Origin of the sequence: uncultured Phascolarctobacterium sp. (assembly GCF_902463975.1) — a bacterium.
Lineage (GTDB): Bacteria > Bacillota > Negativicutes > Acidaminococcales > Acidaminococcaceae > Phascolarctobacterium_A.
Map to the genome: position 1 here is coordinate 157,138 of NZ_CABQHJ010000001.1, position 16,268 is coordinate 173,405.

Sequence of the window (16,268 nt, forward strand, 5' to 3'; positions counted from 1 at the left end):
CACTCAAACATGGAAACAGCTTTTTCTTCATCAGACCCTGTCTTTTAGCCGATTCTTAGATTTTTCTAAAATGGGAATATGTATTTTATTCGTAACATGCGTTGAATGCAGGTCTCATTTCTTCAATTTGTCTGCGGGTCAGAGCATATCCGGCGGCGGTTCTTTCCCAGTTATCTCTGACGATTTGCAAAATATCTTCCGCCACCGCCTCAGCATCCGATTTTGAAATGCCAAATTTCACAGCGGTCTGCACTGCAAGATCAATACTGATGCTGTTATCATCCTCATCCACATTGAGAGACAACTCATCACCGTAAGGAACCGGGTTTACATCATACAAAGGTGAAAGGATCCAGCCCTTGTCTGTCAATATAAATGCATGGTTCCTCAGATGATCATCAGTATTAGTAACCGCCATATTAAACACGATACGTTTCCAAAGTTCGATTAGATCCTTCTTAGGCTGCGCACCATAGGACTTGATAAAGGCTGCTATGTTCAGATAGCTACTTCCATCAGCAGCGGATGCGCCATCTTTTTTAACAAGCAACGTCATCGCCGAGGCGAAATGTACTCGCTTACTTCCCAAACGATCAAAACGCTTTATCAGGAAAGTGCTTCCAAGTGGTGAAAACTTCTCAAGCTTAGCCTCCGGGACATTCAGACCGCAGAGCGCTGCAAGATCATGTGCCACAATTTCCCAAGCTCCGGTATCATTTTCATCGTTCTTTGACGGGAACTTTGCAATCCAAAGCTGATTTTTTGTATCTACTACGGTTGCCTTCGGTCTGGCACCACCCAGAGAAGAACCTGGCTTGATCAGCTGATTCAGCCATTTTTCAGTTAAACCGGTCTCATCATTTTCAAAATTTCTGGAGGCTTCCTCCAATGTGCGAAGCGTAGCCCAAGGTGGAGCGGCTGTTTCCTTATCATCGGAAAGAAATGGACCTTCCGGATTTACCTTAAAGCGAATGCCGCCCATTCTGGTTTCATCGTACACACCAAGCAGGTAATCGCTGTCATAAAGCTTAGATGGCTTACGGCCCTCCTTTTCCGCAAGAATTCTTTCACGCTTATTCATAAGCACGCGTCCCCAGCGATCCGGAGAAGCATCTGCAAACAAACCAAAAATGTTCTTACCGGTCGGATACTGTCTACCGGAATACGGCATAAGCTCTGGATCCAGAGTTAGAGTAAGACCCGTTTTTTTCAGCCAGCCTTTATCGTATTCAAACGAATAGGATTCTCCGCCTTTGATAACATTTACATATAAGCTTCCCATAAGGACAGGCTGATCTGTACTAAAATCATCATAAACGAAGATTGTTTTCTGATTTATTGCCATTATTCAGACCTCCTTGGTGCACGTTTCTTTGTAATCAGATTTAGATCCTGCAGTTGTCTGCCCATCTCATCATCCCTAGCGACAAGAAGCAGGTCTTTATCAAGATTGTTTAAGGCATGCAGGACGGCTGCATATATACCCATAGCTACCGACGGATCTCCCTTTTCAACCTTCCAAAGAGAGGCGCGACTGATTCCGGCACGTTCAGCAACCAGTTCAGCAGATAAACTCCGTCTGAGTCTTGCAAGCTTAATTTGTTCTCCCATAGTCTGCAGGATTTCTTCTGTTCCCGGTAATATATTATACGCAGCTTTCTTCATTTCTAATCACCGCCCTCATTATGTTTATTATTATAAACATAAATGATGATTTTGTCAATTTTAGAAAACATTATGTATTATGCGATGCTGTTCAAGGATACTGTTACGGCAGCCACACAAAAAGCCCCCGGACATGAGTCCAGGGGCGTTCTTCATTAAATATAATAATTTCAACATGCTGATTCCGGCCACGCGCACCCGCAAGGGTGGAATCGAACTGGCGACTTTTCCTCTCGGGTAAGCATGTACGGCAATCAATATACTCTTGGTGATCCCGGCCAGAATCGAACTGGCGACCTACCGCTTAGGAGTTATCTTATTGGATTACAGCCGTTAATACACGTATATTTTGTATGTATTTTTTAATTATTTCATCAAGATAGTATCCAAATTGTTTATTCTCTCCACTTTTTCCATCCGTTTTAACTTGTTGTTGTATAGTAAATTGTATACCATCTCCTCATTTCACATCAACCGGCAATATCTTCTACCATCGCAGTTCTCTTGAAGCTATCAATAATATCGAAGATCTCATCGAGCTGCGGTCCTTCGAAAATATTGTATATTGTCTTGGGCTTATCAAATGGCGCTTTTTCTAATACTTCATCTGTTTTTACATATCCATTAGCACAAACATAATCAATCAGTTTCTCTACAAACACTATTTGATTCTGGTTAAGCTTTTGGCTATTGATGAAGCTTGTAAAAGCATCCCTAACAGACTCCTTATCCATACCAGCTATATTGCGAACCAAAATACCAATAGGAGTATCCTTAAACTCCCTTTTATAATCTGCTTCATTTCCTAATTTTTTCAGGAAAACATTCTGCAGCTCATGTAATTCCGCATCAGTAATTGGTTTATTATGTGTAAGCTTGAAAATAGCCAGGCTGTCTTTGTTTTCTTCAATATAACGGTTAACTTTTTTCTTATAGTTCTCAAAATCCTGTACTATAGGCAGTACTTCCCCTTCCTTCGTCTCCACAATCGGATCAGTAAGAACGGTTTTGATTATTTTAGTTTTCCTACCATCATATAGCAGCTGAATAAGGTCACGCAGTTCTTTCCTCGTATTCTCAAACAGCAAAATGTCATTAGCCTTCCAGTATTCATCGCTCTGGATCAGCTTAATTTCAGGCAACTTATTCTTAACTTGAGGTATGCCAGACTTTCCCTCTAACATTTCCGCTGTCTTCGTTAGCTGATTTTTACACGAATTAAAAGAGTTACGTTTCTCAATAAATGCTATCATCAAGCCATACATAAAGTTGTCAAAGCGTTTTGCGTATTCATCTTGTTCTTCGTTATATACTAATGGTGCAATCTCTTTACAAAGCTCTCCAACAGCTTCACTGCTAAGGTACCGGAATGCCTCTTTACTGTTATAGGCCTCTACATATCTACGTTTCAAGCGCACAACAACAGACTGCTTATTAAGCGCTAGTATCTGCCTAACAACAATATCAATAAGCTCATTTCTGAACATCTGATACTTTTCTTCAGCAAATACAGGCTCCTGCATGGCTTTTATCAACGTTATCTGTTTAATGAAGATGCTTTCAGTTAACGATATAATCTTGTTGCCCTCAACGCCATTCTTTTTAGCTCTAAAGAACTCAAAATTCTGCCCATAATCGAAGATAAAGAAATACTTTTTGTCTTCATACTCCCCATTTCTGGAATCTACACAGTTCAAATTTTCACAAAGACGAGTACCACGACCAATCATCTGCCAGAATTTAGTTTTACTGTGAACTTTTTTGAAAAACACAAGATTTACAAGCTCAGGAACATCTATACCTGTGTCCATCATATCAACAGATACCGCAATAAAGGGATTCTTATCTGGCACTTTAAAGTCATCAATAATGCTCTGTGCGTAATCATCCTCACATACTACAACAGATGCAAAATGTCCAGCATATTGTGGATATAATTTGTCAAAACGCTCAACTATATATCTTGCATGTTCTTTTGTGGCAGCAAAAATAATACTCTTGCCAAGCTTATCTCCACCGTTGATTTTAATACCTCGCTCCATAAGATCAGTAATACACCTGTCAACAGTGCCACGGTTAAATACTATTTTATTTATCAACCCTTCGGCAATATATTCAGGCATATCATTAGTACCATCTTCGGTAAAATCATCTTCATAACGTTTTTTATCATCATCTGACAGCTGATCATAATCAATACCTTCGCTTACAAACTTTGATTTTACCTCGTAGTTATAATAAGGCACAAGATAGCCTTCTTCTACTGCTGTATCATATTCATAAGCAAATGTCGGTACGTTATCTTCCATTTGAAAGAACTCATAGGTATTTTTATCTACTTCGGTCTTTGGCGTAGCTGTCAATCCAACCAGGATTGCATCAAAATAGTCAAAGATAACCTTGTATTTTTTGAAAATACTGCGGTGTGCTTCATCAATAATTATCATGTCAAAATGTGCCGGCGTATACAAAAGACTACCATTCTTTGATTTTGTATCATCAATAGCACCCAACATAGTCGGGTACGTAGAAAATACTATTCTGGAGTTAAAGTCCTGCTTATTCTCGCATAAATTACACAGCGGCATTTTAGGTAAATAATCTTTGAAGGCATCCCTGGCCTGTCTAACCAAAGCTCTACGATCAGCCAAAAACAGTACGTTGGTAACCTGTCCAGCTTTAGACATAACATCCGTCAAACTGGCAGCGGTTCTAGTTTTACCTGTACCAGTAGCCATTACAAGTAAATGTCTTCGACTTTTATTGCGTAATCCATCACATACGGCACGTATTGCCTCTATCTGATAATGTCGTCCACTAATATTCTCATCAATTTGGATTGTTCCTGGATCGACCGCTGACGAACGACGATTCATAAGCTTTTCCAGATCTTCTTTACTAAAGACAGAACTTACTAACCTCTCCGGCATGGATACATCATCCCAAAAATAGGTTTCAAAGCCATTAGTATAGAAAATAAAAGGTCTGCGTTTAAACTTTCTTTCAATACAATCAGCATAAAGTTCAGCTTGCTTCTTGCCTTTTTTCGGATCTAAAGATGTCCTTTTAGCTTCAACTACAGCTAACGGTAAGCCATTATCACCAAAAAGCAGGTAATCAACAAAGCCTTTCTGCCCAAGAACATTAGTCATATCATTGACTTCGTATTCCTCGATAACGTTATAGCCAGCTTCTCCCTTAAAGGTCCAGCCCATCAGCTTAAGATCTAAATCAATATAACGCTTACGTGTTTCATACTCCGAAATCCCATCAGAGCTGAAGCTACGTTGCTCTACATTAATTGCTTTAGCTTTAGCAAGGGCATCAGCCATGTCAGCAAGTTTCTGCTCCATAGCCTTAATCTGTGCGTCTTTAGCTACAACCAGGCTTTCTTGCTTTTTAATTTTTTCAATATCTAGCTCAACATGTTGATTAGGAACATCTTGTTCGTTAAAAGTACGTTCCTCATATTTGTCTCCGTAACAGTAATCGATCCATTGAACAAACTCAAATAAGCCCTTCAAACTGAAAATTCCCTCTTGCGGACTCACATTTTTTCCTGTATGTACAGCTAAATTCCCAAGCTTAATAATATAAGGCAACTTCTTCCATGTATCCTCGCCTAAAGCGTCTTTAAATGAAGGCTCATGAATCAAAGACTGCAGATTATCGCGATAAGGCATATCTATGGTCTTATCTACTGCATAAACCCACTTCACAGCCAATTCTAAAGCCTTCCGGCAGCCAATAGCACACATAGCAGGACTAGAAGTATAAACTTTTTCTGCTTCAATAGCTGCTAAAGCAAACATTTTGTAGTTTTTCTGTCCTTCTAAAAATGAGAAATTAGCCATATTGTCATCCCCTTATTAGTTAAAGTATTGCTTTATGAGTAAATTTTTAAGAGTTTCTAGTTTATTGAAATTTAGCAGTAACAACAAATTTCGATTTGTCGACTTGTTTTAAAAAGTCAACATATTCGTGTTGTATATTTTTATCCGGAACCATCACCTTAAGATCACTTAATATCTTCATATTTATGTTCTTTTGTGCTGATTCGGGAGCTTGTTCTTCAATTATCCTTTGAACAAAAGTAAACCAATGATGTATGTACTCGTTTGTAACAGCACTATAAGCGTTAAACCCAACTATGCTATCAGGAAAGCAGGAAGCAAATTCTAATATAGCAGTTTTAGCAATATTAGCAGCAATAGTAATACAAAGAGTACCTTTAGGCCACATCTTACTTTGCCTAAACCCTAATTCAGAATAAGTGGATGTATATTCTTTTATATATCCATCTGCATTAGCAACATCACCTGTCTGTATCAATGGATATGGGCCTCCTAAAAGTTCCGGAGCATTACGTGGTCTATGTTTAGACATTCCTCTACTCAAAGTTCCAAGTTCTGGTAATCTTTTAGTAATCCATCCTTTAGAATTAATTACAGGATCCCCAAACATCTCGATAAACCGTGACTTAACTAGCTCATCCAAATTGATTAATTGTTCTTTTTCTTTTTTTATAAAATAATCTATCCTACCAAAAACATTTGCAATTTTAGCTTGTTCTTCTAAGGTTGGCAAAGGTAACTGTTCATTTTGATAATCGCGAAAATAAATGTGAGGTATTGTAGCACCACTAAAGTATTTTTCTAAATGCATTGAACAAATGGCGTAGTATAAGTATGATATATTTATATTATCATTTGGTAAAATATACTGCATCGTGCCTATAACGGAAGATTTAGCCGGCAATTTCATCGCTCTTCCTATACCAGCCCCATCTTTGACGATAGCAATGTAATCTTTGGCTTGTTGAAAAAAATCTACACTTTTTATATATCCACTAGCTCCATATATAGGATATATTCCATCACATTCAGCTAAGTCTTTTTGGGCAATATTAGAAGAAGCTTTTTCACACACTTCTTTAAGCAAAACATACTTATGACTCATGCTACCTCCTCTAAATCCACTACAAACCGTGATTTGAAAACAGTAGCCTAAGTAATATAGCCATTATATTTTTAGCATATGTATTTTCTATGAGATATTTTTACGTTATTCTGATTTACCATAGCATATTCCATTGTTGTATCAATTTTCGAATGACCTAGCAGGCGTTGTACTTGTTCTATTGGCATCCCCTTATCAATGGCTTTGGTAGCCAGAGTACGCCTAAACTTATGCGGATGTACCTTATTGATTCCTAATGTTCGTCCTAATTTACGTAGTCTTATCTCTACACCACTGATGTTCAATCTATTGTGTGGAGCCAATAACGATACAAACAATGCCTCATTATCATCCTGTCGTTCAGCAAGATATGATTTCAGATGAATTTTAGTCCTAGCGTCAAAATATACTAGGCGTTCTTTCCTGCCCTTGCCCAAGACAATACATTCTCTATTATCAAAATTAATATCTGCTCTATTCAGTTTCACTAACTCTCCAACACGCATGCCGGTTGAAGCAAGCATATCAACTAAAGCTAAATCTCTAAGACAAGTGCAGTGATCACGTAATTCTTCTAACGCTTCATCCGTATAGGTTTCTTTAACTGTTTTGTCCGTCTTTATTTTGTGAATACGTCTTACGGGACTTTTCAGAATATAATTTTCATCCTCAAGCCATCCAAAAAAACTAGAAAGGATTCGACGAATATTATCTATGTTAGCCTGGCTGCACTTATTGAGCTTTTGATAATCCGCAAGGTATTGCCTTAAATCATCAGTCCGTATTTTATATACATGCTTATCCAACAAAGCAAACATTTTAACGATTGTGCTCTCATAATAATGTAGCGTCTTTTCGCTACATCCCTCCACTCTTTTGGAAGCAATAAACTTCTGCAGCAGCTCACTATTTTCAACATTTTCTTCTTGCTTAATATAGCCTTCAACCCTGCTTATCTGTAACCCATAAAAAGAGTGCTGCAAAATCTCCTGCAAAATCTTCATCTGCTCATTTTCTAAATACGGCAACATCTTCCTCAAAATCTGAGTAATAATTTCATCGTTCATTAGTTCTCTATCCTTTCGACCGTCCTCCTTCAACCACATATAAAAATTCAGACGGTAAAAAGTCTTCACTAATTAACCAAAATACTGCTGCATGAGCGATTTCTTTAATGTTTCCAATTCATCTAAGCTTTGCTGGATTGCCAATTTCGATTTGTTGGTTTCAATAACAAACGTGGCAAATCTGTTTTGTAACTCAAGCGGTGGCAGAGGTATAATTAGATTTCCAAGAATTTGTTGATTTAAATTTTGAATATTAGCTCCACGTCCTGTTAATTTTCTCCTTACTGATTCACATTTCAATATATGTAATAAATATGGAATTAGTATACTGTCATTATTTTTTCTAAACCTAATACAAAATCCACTAAAAATCACAGGTACCTCCCCAGGATATACAGCTAAACAACGTCCTACAAGAGCTTTATTTCCATTAGATCTAACGAACACTATATCATTATCATGTAAAAAATATTCTTCTGATGGTAGGTTGCTTAGTGAAATCAGAGATAATTCTTTCATGTTATTTAAAACATCATTGTTTTTGAAATTACCAACACCTAAACAATATATCTCTATACCGGCATCATCAAAATGAAAATTTATTCCGTTTTTAAATTGTCCTAAATCTGAAAGTTTTTTCAAAATCCAACCTTTAGGATTACTAACAGGATCACCAAACATCTCGATAAACCGTGATTTGACAAGAATATCTAAATCTTCAAGTTGCTTTTTTTCATAATTGATTAATTGGTTTACTTTGTCCAAGATTGTTACTATATCAGTCTGTTCTTCAATTTTACGTTCCACAATCATAACGTTATTGACATAGCTATCAGTTTGAAGATTATGAAGTCCAGTTGTACGGTTTTCAAAAGGTATTGTCCCACCTTTCGCATAGTTGGCAAAGAGGGAATAAAATATATACTTGGGATTCCATTCACAAAAATCTCTAACTCGCAAAAGGCCAGTAAAATTATTAAACAAATATTTGTTCTCCTCTCCTTCAAAAAACACAACTCGCCCTACTGGTTGTTTATCACTACCGCCTGACTTTTCTATAATAATATCGCCATATCTCAACAACTTTTCGCTTATAGATTTTTTAACAATTTGTCTAGTAACAACATTGTTAAAATTAATAACACCGATATTAGTAAAGTTTGTTGTTCTTAAAACAGGAACACCATTACCTACCAAATCATCTGTACCCCATTCACCAGATATTGCTTTCCCTGTAATATCTATTAATTTAGCCATTATTTTAACATCCTTTCAAGTTCAGCCAGCCCCTTGTCAATCTCCATCTGTCTTGCTTTCAGATTTGCCATAATCTCACTTGTCGGTGGATATTCAACAGGTACATACTCAACCTTCTTGTACTTGTTAATAGATAAATCATAGTCATTGTCAATGATTTCCTGTTTCGCTACAAAGAAGCTCTTTTCGGTACGCTCTCGCTCTTTTTCTGCTTCTAAATTATGGAAGCGAGTAATAATATCAGGAATATCATTCTCCTTCACCTCATTACGCTTATCATCTAAGCTATAACCATCAGCTTCCATATCATAGAACCATACATTTTCAGTGCCACCAGTCCCAGTCTTCATAAATACAAGAATAGCTGTAGAAACACCTGCATATGGCTTAAATACGCCTGATGGCATAGAAATAACAGCCTGTAAAACATGCTTTTCAATCAATTCCTTACGCATAGCTTTATGAGCTTTAGAGCTGCCAAACAATACGCCATCAGGAACAATGCAGGCACAACGACCACCCTTTTTCAGCATACGCAGGAAGAGCGCTAAGAAAAGCAATTCCGTTTTCTTTGTATTTGTAACAGCCTTTAAGCTAGTGCTGATAGTCTCTGCGTCTACAGTACCCTTAAACGGAGGATTTGCCAAGCAAACAGTATATTCGCTATCAATATCGTTCTTCTCAGATACACTGTTCTTATAATCAAGCTCAGGATGGGTAATGCCATGCAGCATTAAGTTCATAGCACTTATGCGCAGCATACTATTATCCGTATCAAAGCCTGAAAATGTCGTACTATTAAAGCGTTCCCATTGGTCGTCAGTCATTCGTTCGCCATACTTAGTGCGAATATGTTCAGCAGACGAAATCAAAAAGCCGGCCGTGCCGCAAGCAGGATCACAAATAGTATCATCAGGATTCGGATCAATAAGAGCGACCATCATATCACGAATATGCTTAGGCGTACGGAATTGACCATTCGTACCCGAAGAAGCAGCTTTACTCAACATGTACTCGTAAAGATCGCCTTGCATATCCAATTCACCAATATCATGTTGGTAAAGATCATCTAATCCAGTAATAACCTTTACTAAAACCTCCGGTGTTGGCAATTCAAACAAAGCGTCTTTCATAAATTTAGAAAATGCACTTTGAATTCTCTGGTCTTTATTAGGATCATCAGGAATGGGTATAATTTTACCAATTTCATCAACATCTGGCAACTGGCCATACTTCATTTCTCTAATAGCCGGAAAAACCTTAATTCTTATAGTATTAAAGATAACTTCCGGATCGGCGGTTTTAAAATTACACCAACGCATCCCTTGTCCAGAAGCAGTTTGCGGAAAAATCATTTCCACCTTAGCGTTAGGATTACGTCTTCTCAATGAATTAGCTCGCTTTTCGTTGTCGATTTCCTTCTCATCCAGCTTACGAATAAACATCAAATATGTAATCTGCTCTATAACCTTAAACGGCATAGTGAGACCAGCAGCCCAAATATCTTCCCAAATTTTATCAATCTTATTTTTAATCACACCTGTAATCATGCAAATATCCTCCCTATACGGCTAAAATCTTCTCCACCTTATAAAAAATATACCTTTTTACTATGCCAAAATTTGTCTATCTTGATGGTCTTTCTCGAAATTTTTCACCATTTTATAAAAAGTGGTTTTAGCCAAACCTTCAAGCTTCATAAATTCAACAGCTGTTATCTTACCAGACTTCCAACGTTTATAGTTAGTAGGAAATGTATTACTAAGCTTGGCCTTTGGTCTTCCGTAAGGTCTGTTTTCAGCAAGGCATAGGTTAATCCCTTCACGTTGACGCTCCTTTATACTATCTCTTTCAAGTTCATATAAGGCTGCAAACATAGTCAAAGCAAATTTTCCTTGTGGTGTTGACGTATTGAAATTTTCTTTTATGCTAACAACGCTAACTTTTTTAGCACTCAAAGCTTTCATCATATTCAAAAAGTCACTAGTGCTACGAGCCAAGCGACTTATGCTCTCGATGTATAAAACATCACCTTCACGCAAATACGCCATCATTTTCTTTAGCTGCGGTCTATCTGTAATATTTTTACCGCTAACTTTCTCTTCAAAAATCTTGTCCAGATTTATATGCGCATTATCAAAACACTGGTGTTGTCGTCCAGTATTTTGGTCTTGAGCACTAACTCTGATATAAGCGATATTAGCCAAACTAACTCCTCCGTTCCTAAAAGTTTTTAAAAAAAGTTGAACGTTCTTATAAGCTAATACTAACATTTCCGAACGTGTTTGTCCATGTTTTTTATAAGTTCCGTAATGTGTACATTTTTGAACGCACCCCAATATAAACTCTTGATACAATAACATGGCATTACCTATTTACACATACCTTTTTTATGTATTATCCCTTCCTTGCGCATGCAACATTTTATGACATTCACTATGCAATAATACTAGTCTCTTTAAACATTCCGCGGCTTCGTTGGGAAACCTAAAAAAGCACCACTCACAATTTGGTACTGTTTCGCTACACCGATTACCGTTATGCGGGATATTAACTTTAATTTTTTCATTTGGTATGCAACAACACCTCAAATAATTAATGTGATGTACACATACACCTTGAATATAATAAGGCAGCTGTTTGCCACAATAAGGACATATCCCATATTGTCGATAATATAATCGTTCCCTGACAAATCTATTTCTAGTACACCTATTAAAATTCATAAACGCTTCTTCTCTCTTTTGTAGCTCAAAACTCTTCCTTGCTTCGCTAAATCCAACCTCTGAAATTGTCGGTGTTGTTAAATTCAATCCATAATAGTCCATCTTCAGACATCTCCTTTTGTTTTAAGATGCTTAAATCATAAGCGTGGCTGACACAGTAAGTCATAGAGCAGAGTTCAGCGAAGCGCAGCGTAGCTGAAAAGCTCTTGACTTACCGGGCCAGCTGCGCTATTCTTTAAATTACGAAGTCAAACGGAGGTGTTTATCTACTATGAATTTACCATCTTTGCAATCTGCATATGCGATTATTTTAGATTTCGACAAAACAAATTTATCACTACCATACGATGAAGCTTTAAGTAATATACGTAATTTAATGGCTCAATTCCAATTTAAACCTTTAACAAATAATGTTTATGTATGCACATCGTCAAAAAATCAATTGACCTTGCTTTACATGCTCGTCCAGGAGTTATCTAAGATTACCTGGCTCAAATCTTCTTTAGTAACTCTCAAAGCCTTTAAAATTGATAATATCTCTGATTTTACTGACATAATTAAAGGCAAATAGGATACTTCAATGTACCCAAAATACTCTTGCTCTTAATATCTTCTGATGATATAAAGGCGCTTTTATCAAGCTGTACATTATGCTGCTTCCTGTTGCCATATTGGCTGTGTCGGCAAACCAAAAGTTCTTTCTGGATATTATAAATGGCTTAAAGATACAAAGAATATCAAGGAGACTGTGCCATGAATAACATAGACATGCTCATTTCTGATCTTATACCACAATTACTTCAAACCTTTACTGTTCCTAATGTCAAAGAAATAATATTATACGGCTCTGTCGCACGCGGGACAGCAACATCAGAATCAGATATAGATATAGCGGTAATTCTTGACGATTATACGGATAAAATGCACGATGAGATGATTGAATTTGTTGTGGATTTAGAACTGAAATACAATAAAGTTATATCCGTGCTCCCGATATACAACAAGCAATTTAATGAATGGGGTAATATTACACCATTTTTCAAAAACATCAAAAAAGACGGGAAGGTATTATGGAAATCTACATTCTGATATGTCAAGGGGTACCCAAAATACTCTTGCTCTTAATATCTTCTGATGATATAATTTACTTAGTTGCACGGGTAGCTTCGCATATGCGTTGAGGTCGTGCCTGGCTGTGTGAGCCAGTGGCATCTGTCGAGCTTGACAGGTGCCTTTTTATTTATTACGAAAGAGGTGATTCTGATGCCGATATTATATTCCTATACTCCTGAAGAAGTTGAAAAATTCAAGGCTAAATTAAAACAAGCTGAAGAAAGAGCTGCGTTTTTCGAACAAGCCTACAAACAAGAGCAAGCGAAAAACGCTAAGCTGCAGCAACAGCAAAAAGCAGATTAACTTGCTCATTATTTAGGCTGTAAATCTCCCTCATCTGTATATTGCTCAATACCGGGCGCTTTAAATTTATATCTGTTTAAGCTCGTAATTGCTCGCTAACTCATAATAGCCTGCTTTTACGAGCTTTTCTTTTGGTATTGACTAGAGTGCCGCATTTCACGCATCTGAGCGCGTAGTAGAGTAAGCGTCAAATAAAATCACGGCTTACCAATCTCACAATTTAATAGTATACTATCTGCGTAGACATGAAGTTTGCGCAGATTTTTCTAGGCAACTACATGGAACTACAAACTAGACTTCATGAGAGTTGGTGAGATTAATGGATAACTCTATAAAAACAGTCGCTCATAACACCAAGCTGCAACTTGTTCTTGCAATTTACGAGAGGGAAATAATTTGAATGTGAAAAAAGACCGCCGCCGGCGGTCTTTTTTCACATGGGGACGTTTTAACGGGTGCCTGTTTGACGCTTACAAGCAATCTTATCATAGGAAAGTTTTCCTGTTGCAAAATCGAGCTTTGTTATAATCTTTGTAGGTTGTTCATCAATATATCTTTTAAGAAGGTCGTTATTCATGCTATTCCCCTCCGAATATTATCTACATGCTTAATATTTGAGCAAAGCCTTTATGGAATCCATAATTTGCTCGTACGTAATATCCTTTGCATAGGAAAACTGCTTGCGGTATTTATCCCACATCGTTTTGAGTTCCGGACTTTCTTCAATGTTATGAAGAATACTTGGAACATCTGCGATCTGATTTGTAGTACCGCGGTGATTTGCCGTTGCTTTCAATGCATCCTCAAAGACCGCAATATCAAATTTCTGCGTTGTAGTCAGTATATAAGCATCGTAAAAATCTCTTGGACGGGTGTTGAATATGCCGCGTCGCAAAATGGTTTCCACCTTTTCCGCCATAACTGTTTCAATGTTGTATGCCCACAGCTCGTATGATTTCTCGTCATCAAAAATCTCGGAGAAGTTGTACTGCACCGCCTGAGGCGTAATTACGTCCCCGGTGGATACATCAATGCTAAGCGGTGTCAGCATAATATCAAACCTGGCATTTAGCATGACACGATATCCGCCGTAAATGTCATCTTTACGGATGGGAGAGATTGTGCCAATTTCATACACAACGCCGTCATCGAATGCGATGTCACAGATATCTTCCAACGCACTGCGAATTGCTTCCGGTGTTAGGGGAAGGTTTTTGAGTGTGGTATCCATATCCATTGTTGCTCGGTTGTCGAGACCAACAATCGCTGCTACCAACATCCCACCCTTTAATACAAACTTCTCTTTGTATTCAGAAGCAGACAAACGGACGAGCAAACGTTCAAACATATAATTCTGCAAAATGACCTGTGCAGGAATATTTTTCTGCTTGGCAATATTGCGAATTTTTGCTTTCAGACTCATTGCTTTACTCACAGAAGCACCTCCAAATACTGACGCAGGATATTAGACACTCGCATCTTTTTTGCGTAAGAGTTTAGTTTATTCAAATCTTTCTTTGGGTTAGCTGCATACAGTTTTAATGCCGCAAGGAAAGTTTCTGTTCCCAACTTGTTGCGACTGCGGATTATATCGCAGACCGTGCGTTCAAGATCGTATGCGGTAACATCATTTCCTGCAGATGTCTTCATCGTTGTTTTGCCAAGCTCAAATAGTTCGGGTTTGATGTAATATACCTTGCATTCAGCTTTGATTGCCGCAGACGGAATACAACCGGACGGTGCAGTAACCGTATGCTCGAATGGAGTTCTGTCGGAAATCCCATGAAGGTAAAGGGCTGTTTCATGAGAAAATATTACTCTTTCAGAACGATTACTGATCGCTAGCAACTCATCCTGCATATCATCGGGAAGAATGTACTGACCTTTTACAATGCGATGTATTTTATTTTCTTTACACAACTTATAAAGCATCGCTTTGGAGATGCCATGTTGTGTTGCTATTTTCGTTTTGATAATTCCGCCATGCGATTTTGCAATAGCGGTAAGTTCAGTCATGTAATCCATAGACTCACCTCAATTATAACAACTCAATAATATTATATTTATAATTACGATGTAAGTCAACAGGGTGGAGCAATCATTCGAAAAATATTTAATAAGGACATACCGCTGGGCAAAAAAAGGAGTCGGCATTTTCATACTAACTCTACTAATTTGATTTCGACAATATCGCCTGGTTTTTTATTGTTTTAGCTTATTCCTATAATCTAAAGGTTCTTTTCTTCATGTACTTGACCGAAGCCGTTCTTGATTTGCTCTATACTTCTATCAAGCTTAGCAAGGTATTCTGCATTGCGGACATTTTTCATAAGCTGATTATAATTATCCAAGCTCATAATAACAATGCTCTTTGATTTTTTACGAGTAACAATAATAGTTTGATTATTATCACTTGCTTCTTCACAATAATCTTTTAAATTGTTTTTGAGAGTAGAGTAGTTTATAGCTAACATCGTTACAGGCTCCCTTTGCTTCAAGAATTTAAGGCAAAATCAGTGAATTTGTTCATATATACCAACGCGCTATATTTACCAAACTCACCAATGCCCACAATATCTATACTTTACATAGTGTAGCTCTTCCAATAGCAGCTTGTTGAACAACGGAGTGCATGCTAGTATCGTAAGGCCTTCATTGTACCACGGCAATGTTTTTCTATAATCAGCCAAAATATCTTCAGCCTCTGAATAGGTAAACCGTCTCACAATATCCTCTTTTTCAATTCTTATCAACAAATGCAAGAGGACATTATGGACTAAAGTCTTGTCGAAGACAACATTCATCCGAGCTAGTATAAATATCACAACAAAATCTAAAAACAACAGCTTATACAACAAATTAGTATCAGTATAAAACTGCATTTTTATTGGGATTATGAATAAACCTAAGCTAATCAAAAATAAAACGATATCATATATTTTTTCTAGCTTCCTTTTTCTCCACAAAATGCCATAGCCAGATTTGTTAATACAAATGTACGATGAAAATGTCATTTTTAATTCTAGATAACGAATAGACAATAAACATCCCAGCAATCCTTCAGCAAATAAAAGCGTCATTAATACCTGTGCATCCATTTCATCCCCTCCTTGCCTTTATTATAGCAGAGCATGATATGCCAGTCTATGATTTTTTATAAAAATTACACATGATAATG

At 37.3% G+C, this 16,268-nt stretch carries 16 protein-coding genes and 1 tRNA gene; 3 read left to right on the forward strand and 14 right to left on the reverse strand.

The window, feature by feature from the left end; all coding sequences use genetic code 11:
* Window positions 1–85 precede the first annotated feature (85 nt).
* The 9 genes from RDW05_RS00725 to RDW05_RS00765 all read right to left on the reverse strand — a co-directional run bounded on the left by RDW05_RS00725 (window position 86) and on the right by RDW05_RS00765 (window position 11,155).
* Window positions 86–1,345 (reverse strand): type II toxin-antitoxin system HipA family toxin, encoded by a 1,260-nt coding sequence (locus RDW05_RS00725; RefSeq protein WP_307977474.1) that lies wholly within the window; start codon window positions 1,343–1,345, stop codon window positions 86–88.
* Window positions 1,345–1,665, reverse strand: coding sequence for a helix-turn-helix domain-containing protein (locus RDW05_RS00730; RefSeq protein WP_021720337.1), 321 nt, complete (start codon window positions 1,663–1,665; stop codon window positions 1,345–1,347). The genes RDW05_RS00725 and RDW05_RS00730 overlap by 1 nt, the downstream gene beginning before the upstream one ends.
* A 266-nt stretch (window positions 1,666–1,931) precedes the next feature.
* Window positions 1,932–1,993, reverse strand: a tRNA-Leu gene (locus RDW05_RS00735).
* Window positions 1,994–2,135: 142 nt separating this feature from the next.
* Entirely contained in the window at window positions 2,136–5,519 is a 3,384-nt protein-coding gene (locus tag RDW05_RS00740) for a DEAD/DEAH box helicase family protein (RefSeq protein ID WP_307977475.1), read from the reverse strand.
* A gap of 61 nt (window positions 5,520–5,580) precedes the next feature.
* Window positions 5,581–6,624, reverse strand: a complete 1,044-nt coding sequence (locus tag RDW05_RS00745) for a restriction endonuclease subunit S (protein WP_307977476.1) — start codon at window positions 6,622–6,624, stop codon at window positions 5,581–5,583.
* A 71-nt stretch (window positions 6,625–6,695) separates the two neighbouring features.
* Window positions 6,696–7,691, reverse strand: a complete 996-nt coding sequence (gene xerA, locus RDW05_RS00750; protein ID WP_307977477.1) for a site-specific tyrosine recombinase/integron integrase — start codon at window positions 7,689–7,691, stop codon at window positions 6,696–6,698.
* A 72-nt stretch (window positions 7,692–7,763) separates the two neighbouring features.
* Entirely contained in the window at window positions 7,764–8,948 is a 1,185-nt protein-coding gene (locus RDW05_RS00755; protein WP_307977478.1) for a restriction endonuclease subunit S, read from the reverse strand.
* A complete protein-coding gene (locus tag RDW05_RS00760; RefSeq protein WP_307977479.1) occupies window positions 8,948–10,498 on the reverse strand; it encodes a class I SAM-dependent DNA methyltransferase in 1,551 nt (516 codons plus the stop codon). The genes RDW05_RS00755 and RDW05_RS00760 overlap by 1 nt, the downstream gene beginning before the upstream one ends.
* A gap of 60 nt (window positions 10,499–10,558) precedes the next feature.
* On the reverse strand, window positions 10,559–11,155 hold the full coding sequence (locus RDW05_RS00765; RefSeq protein ID WP_307977480.1) for a recombinase family protein: 597 nt from the start codon (window positions 11,153–11,155) through the stop codon (window positions 10,559–10,561).
* A 790-nt stretch (window positions 11,156–11,945) separates the two neighbouring features.
* Here RDW05_RS00765 and RDW05_RS00770 point away from each other — a divergent pair.
* From RDW05_RS00770 to RDW05_RS00780, 3 genes are all read left to right on the forward strand, one after another.
* Complete coding sequence (locus RDW05_RS00770) at window positions 11,946–12,245, forward strand: hypothetical protein (protein WP_307977481.1); 300 nt, start codon at window positions 11,946–11,948, stop codon at window positions 12,243–12,245.
* A 182-nt stretch (window positions 12,246–12,427) separates the two neighbouring features.
* Window positions 12,428–12,763, forward strand: coding sequence for a nucleotidyltransferase domain-containing protein (locus RDW05_RS00775; RefSeq protein ID WP_307977482.1), 336 nt, complete (start codon window positions 12,428–12,430; stop codon window positions 12,761–12,763).
* Window positions 12,764–12,937: 174 nt separating this feature from the next.
* Window positions 12,938–13,090: a hypothetical protein gene (locus RDW05_RS00780; RefSeq protein ID WP_307977483.1), complete on the forward strand. Its 153-nt coding sequence runs from the start codon at window positions 12,938–12,940 to the stop codon at window positions 13,088–13,090.
* A 448-nt stretch (window positions 13,091–13,538) separates the two neighbouring features.
* Here the strand turns inward: RDW05_RS00780 and RDW05_RS00785 are convergent, their stop codons facing one another.
* The 5 genes from RDW05_RS00785 to RDW05_RS00805 form a co-directional block, all read right to left on the reverse strand.
* The gene (locus RDW05_RS00785) at window positions 13,539–13,667 is read right to left on the reverse strand and encodes a hypothetical protein (RefSeq protein WP_307977484.1); all 129 of its coding nucleotides are present in this window, start codon (window positions 13,665–13,667) and stop codon (window positions 13,539–13,541) included.
* A 30-nt stretch (window positions 13,668–13,697) separates the two neighbouring features.
* Window positions 13,698–14,525, reverse strand: a complete 828-nt coding sequence (locus RDW05_RS00790) for a nucleotidyl transferase AbiEii/AbiGii toxin family protein (RefSeq protein ID WP_307977485.1) — start codon at window positions 14,523–14,525, stop codon at window positions 13,698–13,700.
* Window positions 14,522–15,115, reverse strand: coding sequence for a type IV toxin-antitoxin system AbiEi family antitoxin domain-containing protein (locus tag RDW05_RS00795; RefSeq protein WP_307977486.1), 594 nt, complete (start codon window positions 15,113–15,115; stop codon window positions 14,522–14,524). Before RDW05_RS00795 ends, RDW05_RS00790 begins: the two co-directional genes overlap by 4 nt.
* Window positions 15,116–15,318: 203 nt before the next feature.
* Window positions 15,319–15,564 carry a type II toxin-antitoxin system Phd/YefM family antitoxin gene (locus tag RDW05_RS00800; protein WP_307977487.1) on the reverse strand — a complete coding sequence of 82 codons (246 nt, stop codon included), beginning with the start codon at window positions 15,562–15,564 and terminating at the stop codon, window positions 15,319–15,321.
* 84 nt (window positions 15,565–15,648) lie between these two features.
* A complete protein-coding gene (locus RDW05_RS00805) occupies window positions 15,649–16,188 on the reverse strand; it encodes a hypothetical protein (protein ID WP_307977488.1) in 540 nt (179 codons plus the stop codon).
* Window positions 16,189–16,268: the final 80 nt, after the last annotated feature.

What these genes read in the sequence shown, in the direction of transcription:
- RDW05_RS00780 (WP_307977483.1), top strand. Translation starts at nt 12,938, where the DNA reads ATGCCGATATTATATTCCTATACTCCTGAAGAAGTTGAAAAATTCAAG.
- RDW05_RS00805 (WP_307977488.1), bottom strand. Translation starts at nt 16,188, where the DNA reads ATGGATGCACAGGTATTAATGACGCTTTTATTTGCTGAAGGATTGCTG.
- RDW05_RS00795 (WP_307977486.1), bottom strand. Translation starts at nt 15,115, where the DNA reads ATGGATTACATGACTGAACTTACCGCTATTGCAAAATCGCATGGCGGA.
- RDW05_RS00785 (WP_307977484.1), bottom strand. Translation starts at nt 13,667, where the DNA reads ATGAATAACGACCTTCTTAAAAGATATATTGATGAACAACCTACAAAG.
- RDW05_RS00725 (WP_307977474.1), bottom strand. Translation starts at nt 1,345, where the DNA reads ATGGCAATAAATCAGAAAACAATCTTCGTTTATGATGATTTTAGTACA.
- xerA (WP_307977477.1), bottom strand. Translation starts at nt 7,691, where the DNA reads ATGAACGATGAAATTATTACTCAGATTTTGAGGAAGATGTTGCCGTAT.
- RDW05_RS00775 (WP_307977482.1), top strand. Translation starts at nt 12,428, where the DNA reads ATGAATAACATAGACATGCTCATTTCTGATCTTATACCACAATTACTT.
- RDW05_RS00800 (WP_307977487.1), bottom strand. Translation starts at nt 15,564, where the DNA reads ATGTTAGCTATAAACTACTCTACTCTCAAAAACAATTTAAAAGATTAT.
- RDW05_RS00730 (WP_021720337.1), bottom strand. Translation starts at nt 1,665, where the DNA reads ATGAAGAAAGCTGCGTATAATATATTACCGGGAACAGAAGAAATCCTG.
- RDW05_RS00770 (WP_307977481.1), top strand. Translation starts at nt 11,946, where the DNA reads ATGAATTTACCATCTTTGCAATCTGCATATGCGATTATTTTAGATTTC.
- RDW05_RS00745 (WP_307977476.1), bottom strand. Translation starts at nt 6,624, where the DNA reads ATGAGTCATAAGTATGTTTTGCTTAAAGAAGTGTGTGAAAAAGCTTCT.
- RDW05_RS00740 (WP_307977475.1), bottom strand. Translation starts at nt 5,519, where the DNA reads ATGGCTAATTTCTCATTTTTAGAAGGACAGAAAAACTACAAAATGTTT.
- RDW05_RS00760 (WP_307977479.1), bottom strand. Translation starts at nt 10,498, where the DNA reads ATGATTACAGGTGTGATTAAAAATAAGATTGATAAAATTTGGGAAGAT.
- RDW05_RS00755 (WP_307977478.1), bottom strand. Translation starts at nt 8,948, where the DNA reads ATGGCTAAATTAATAGATATTACAGGGAAAGCAATATCTGGTGAATGG.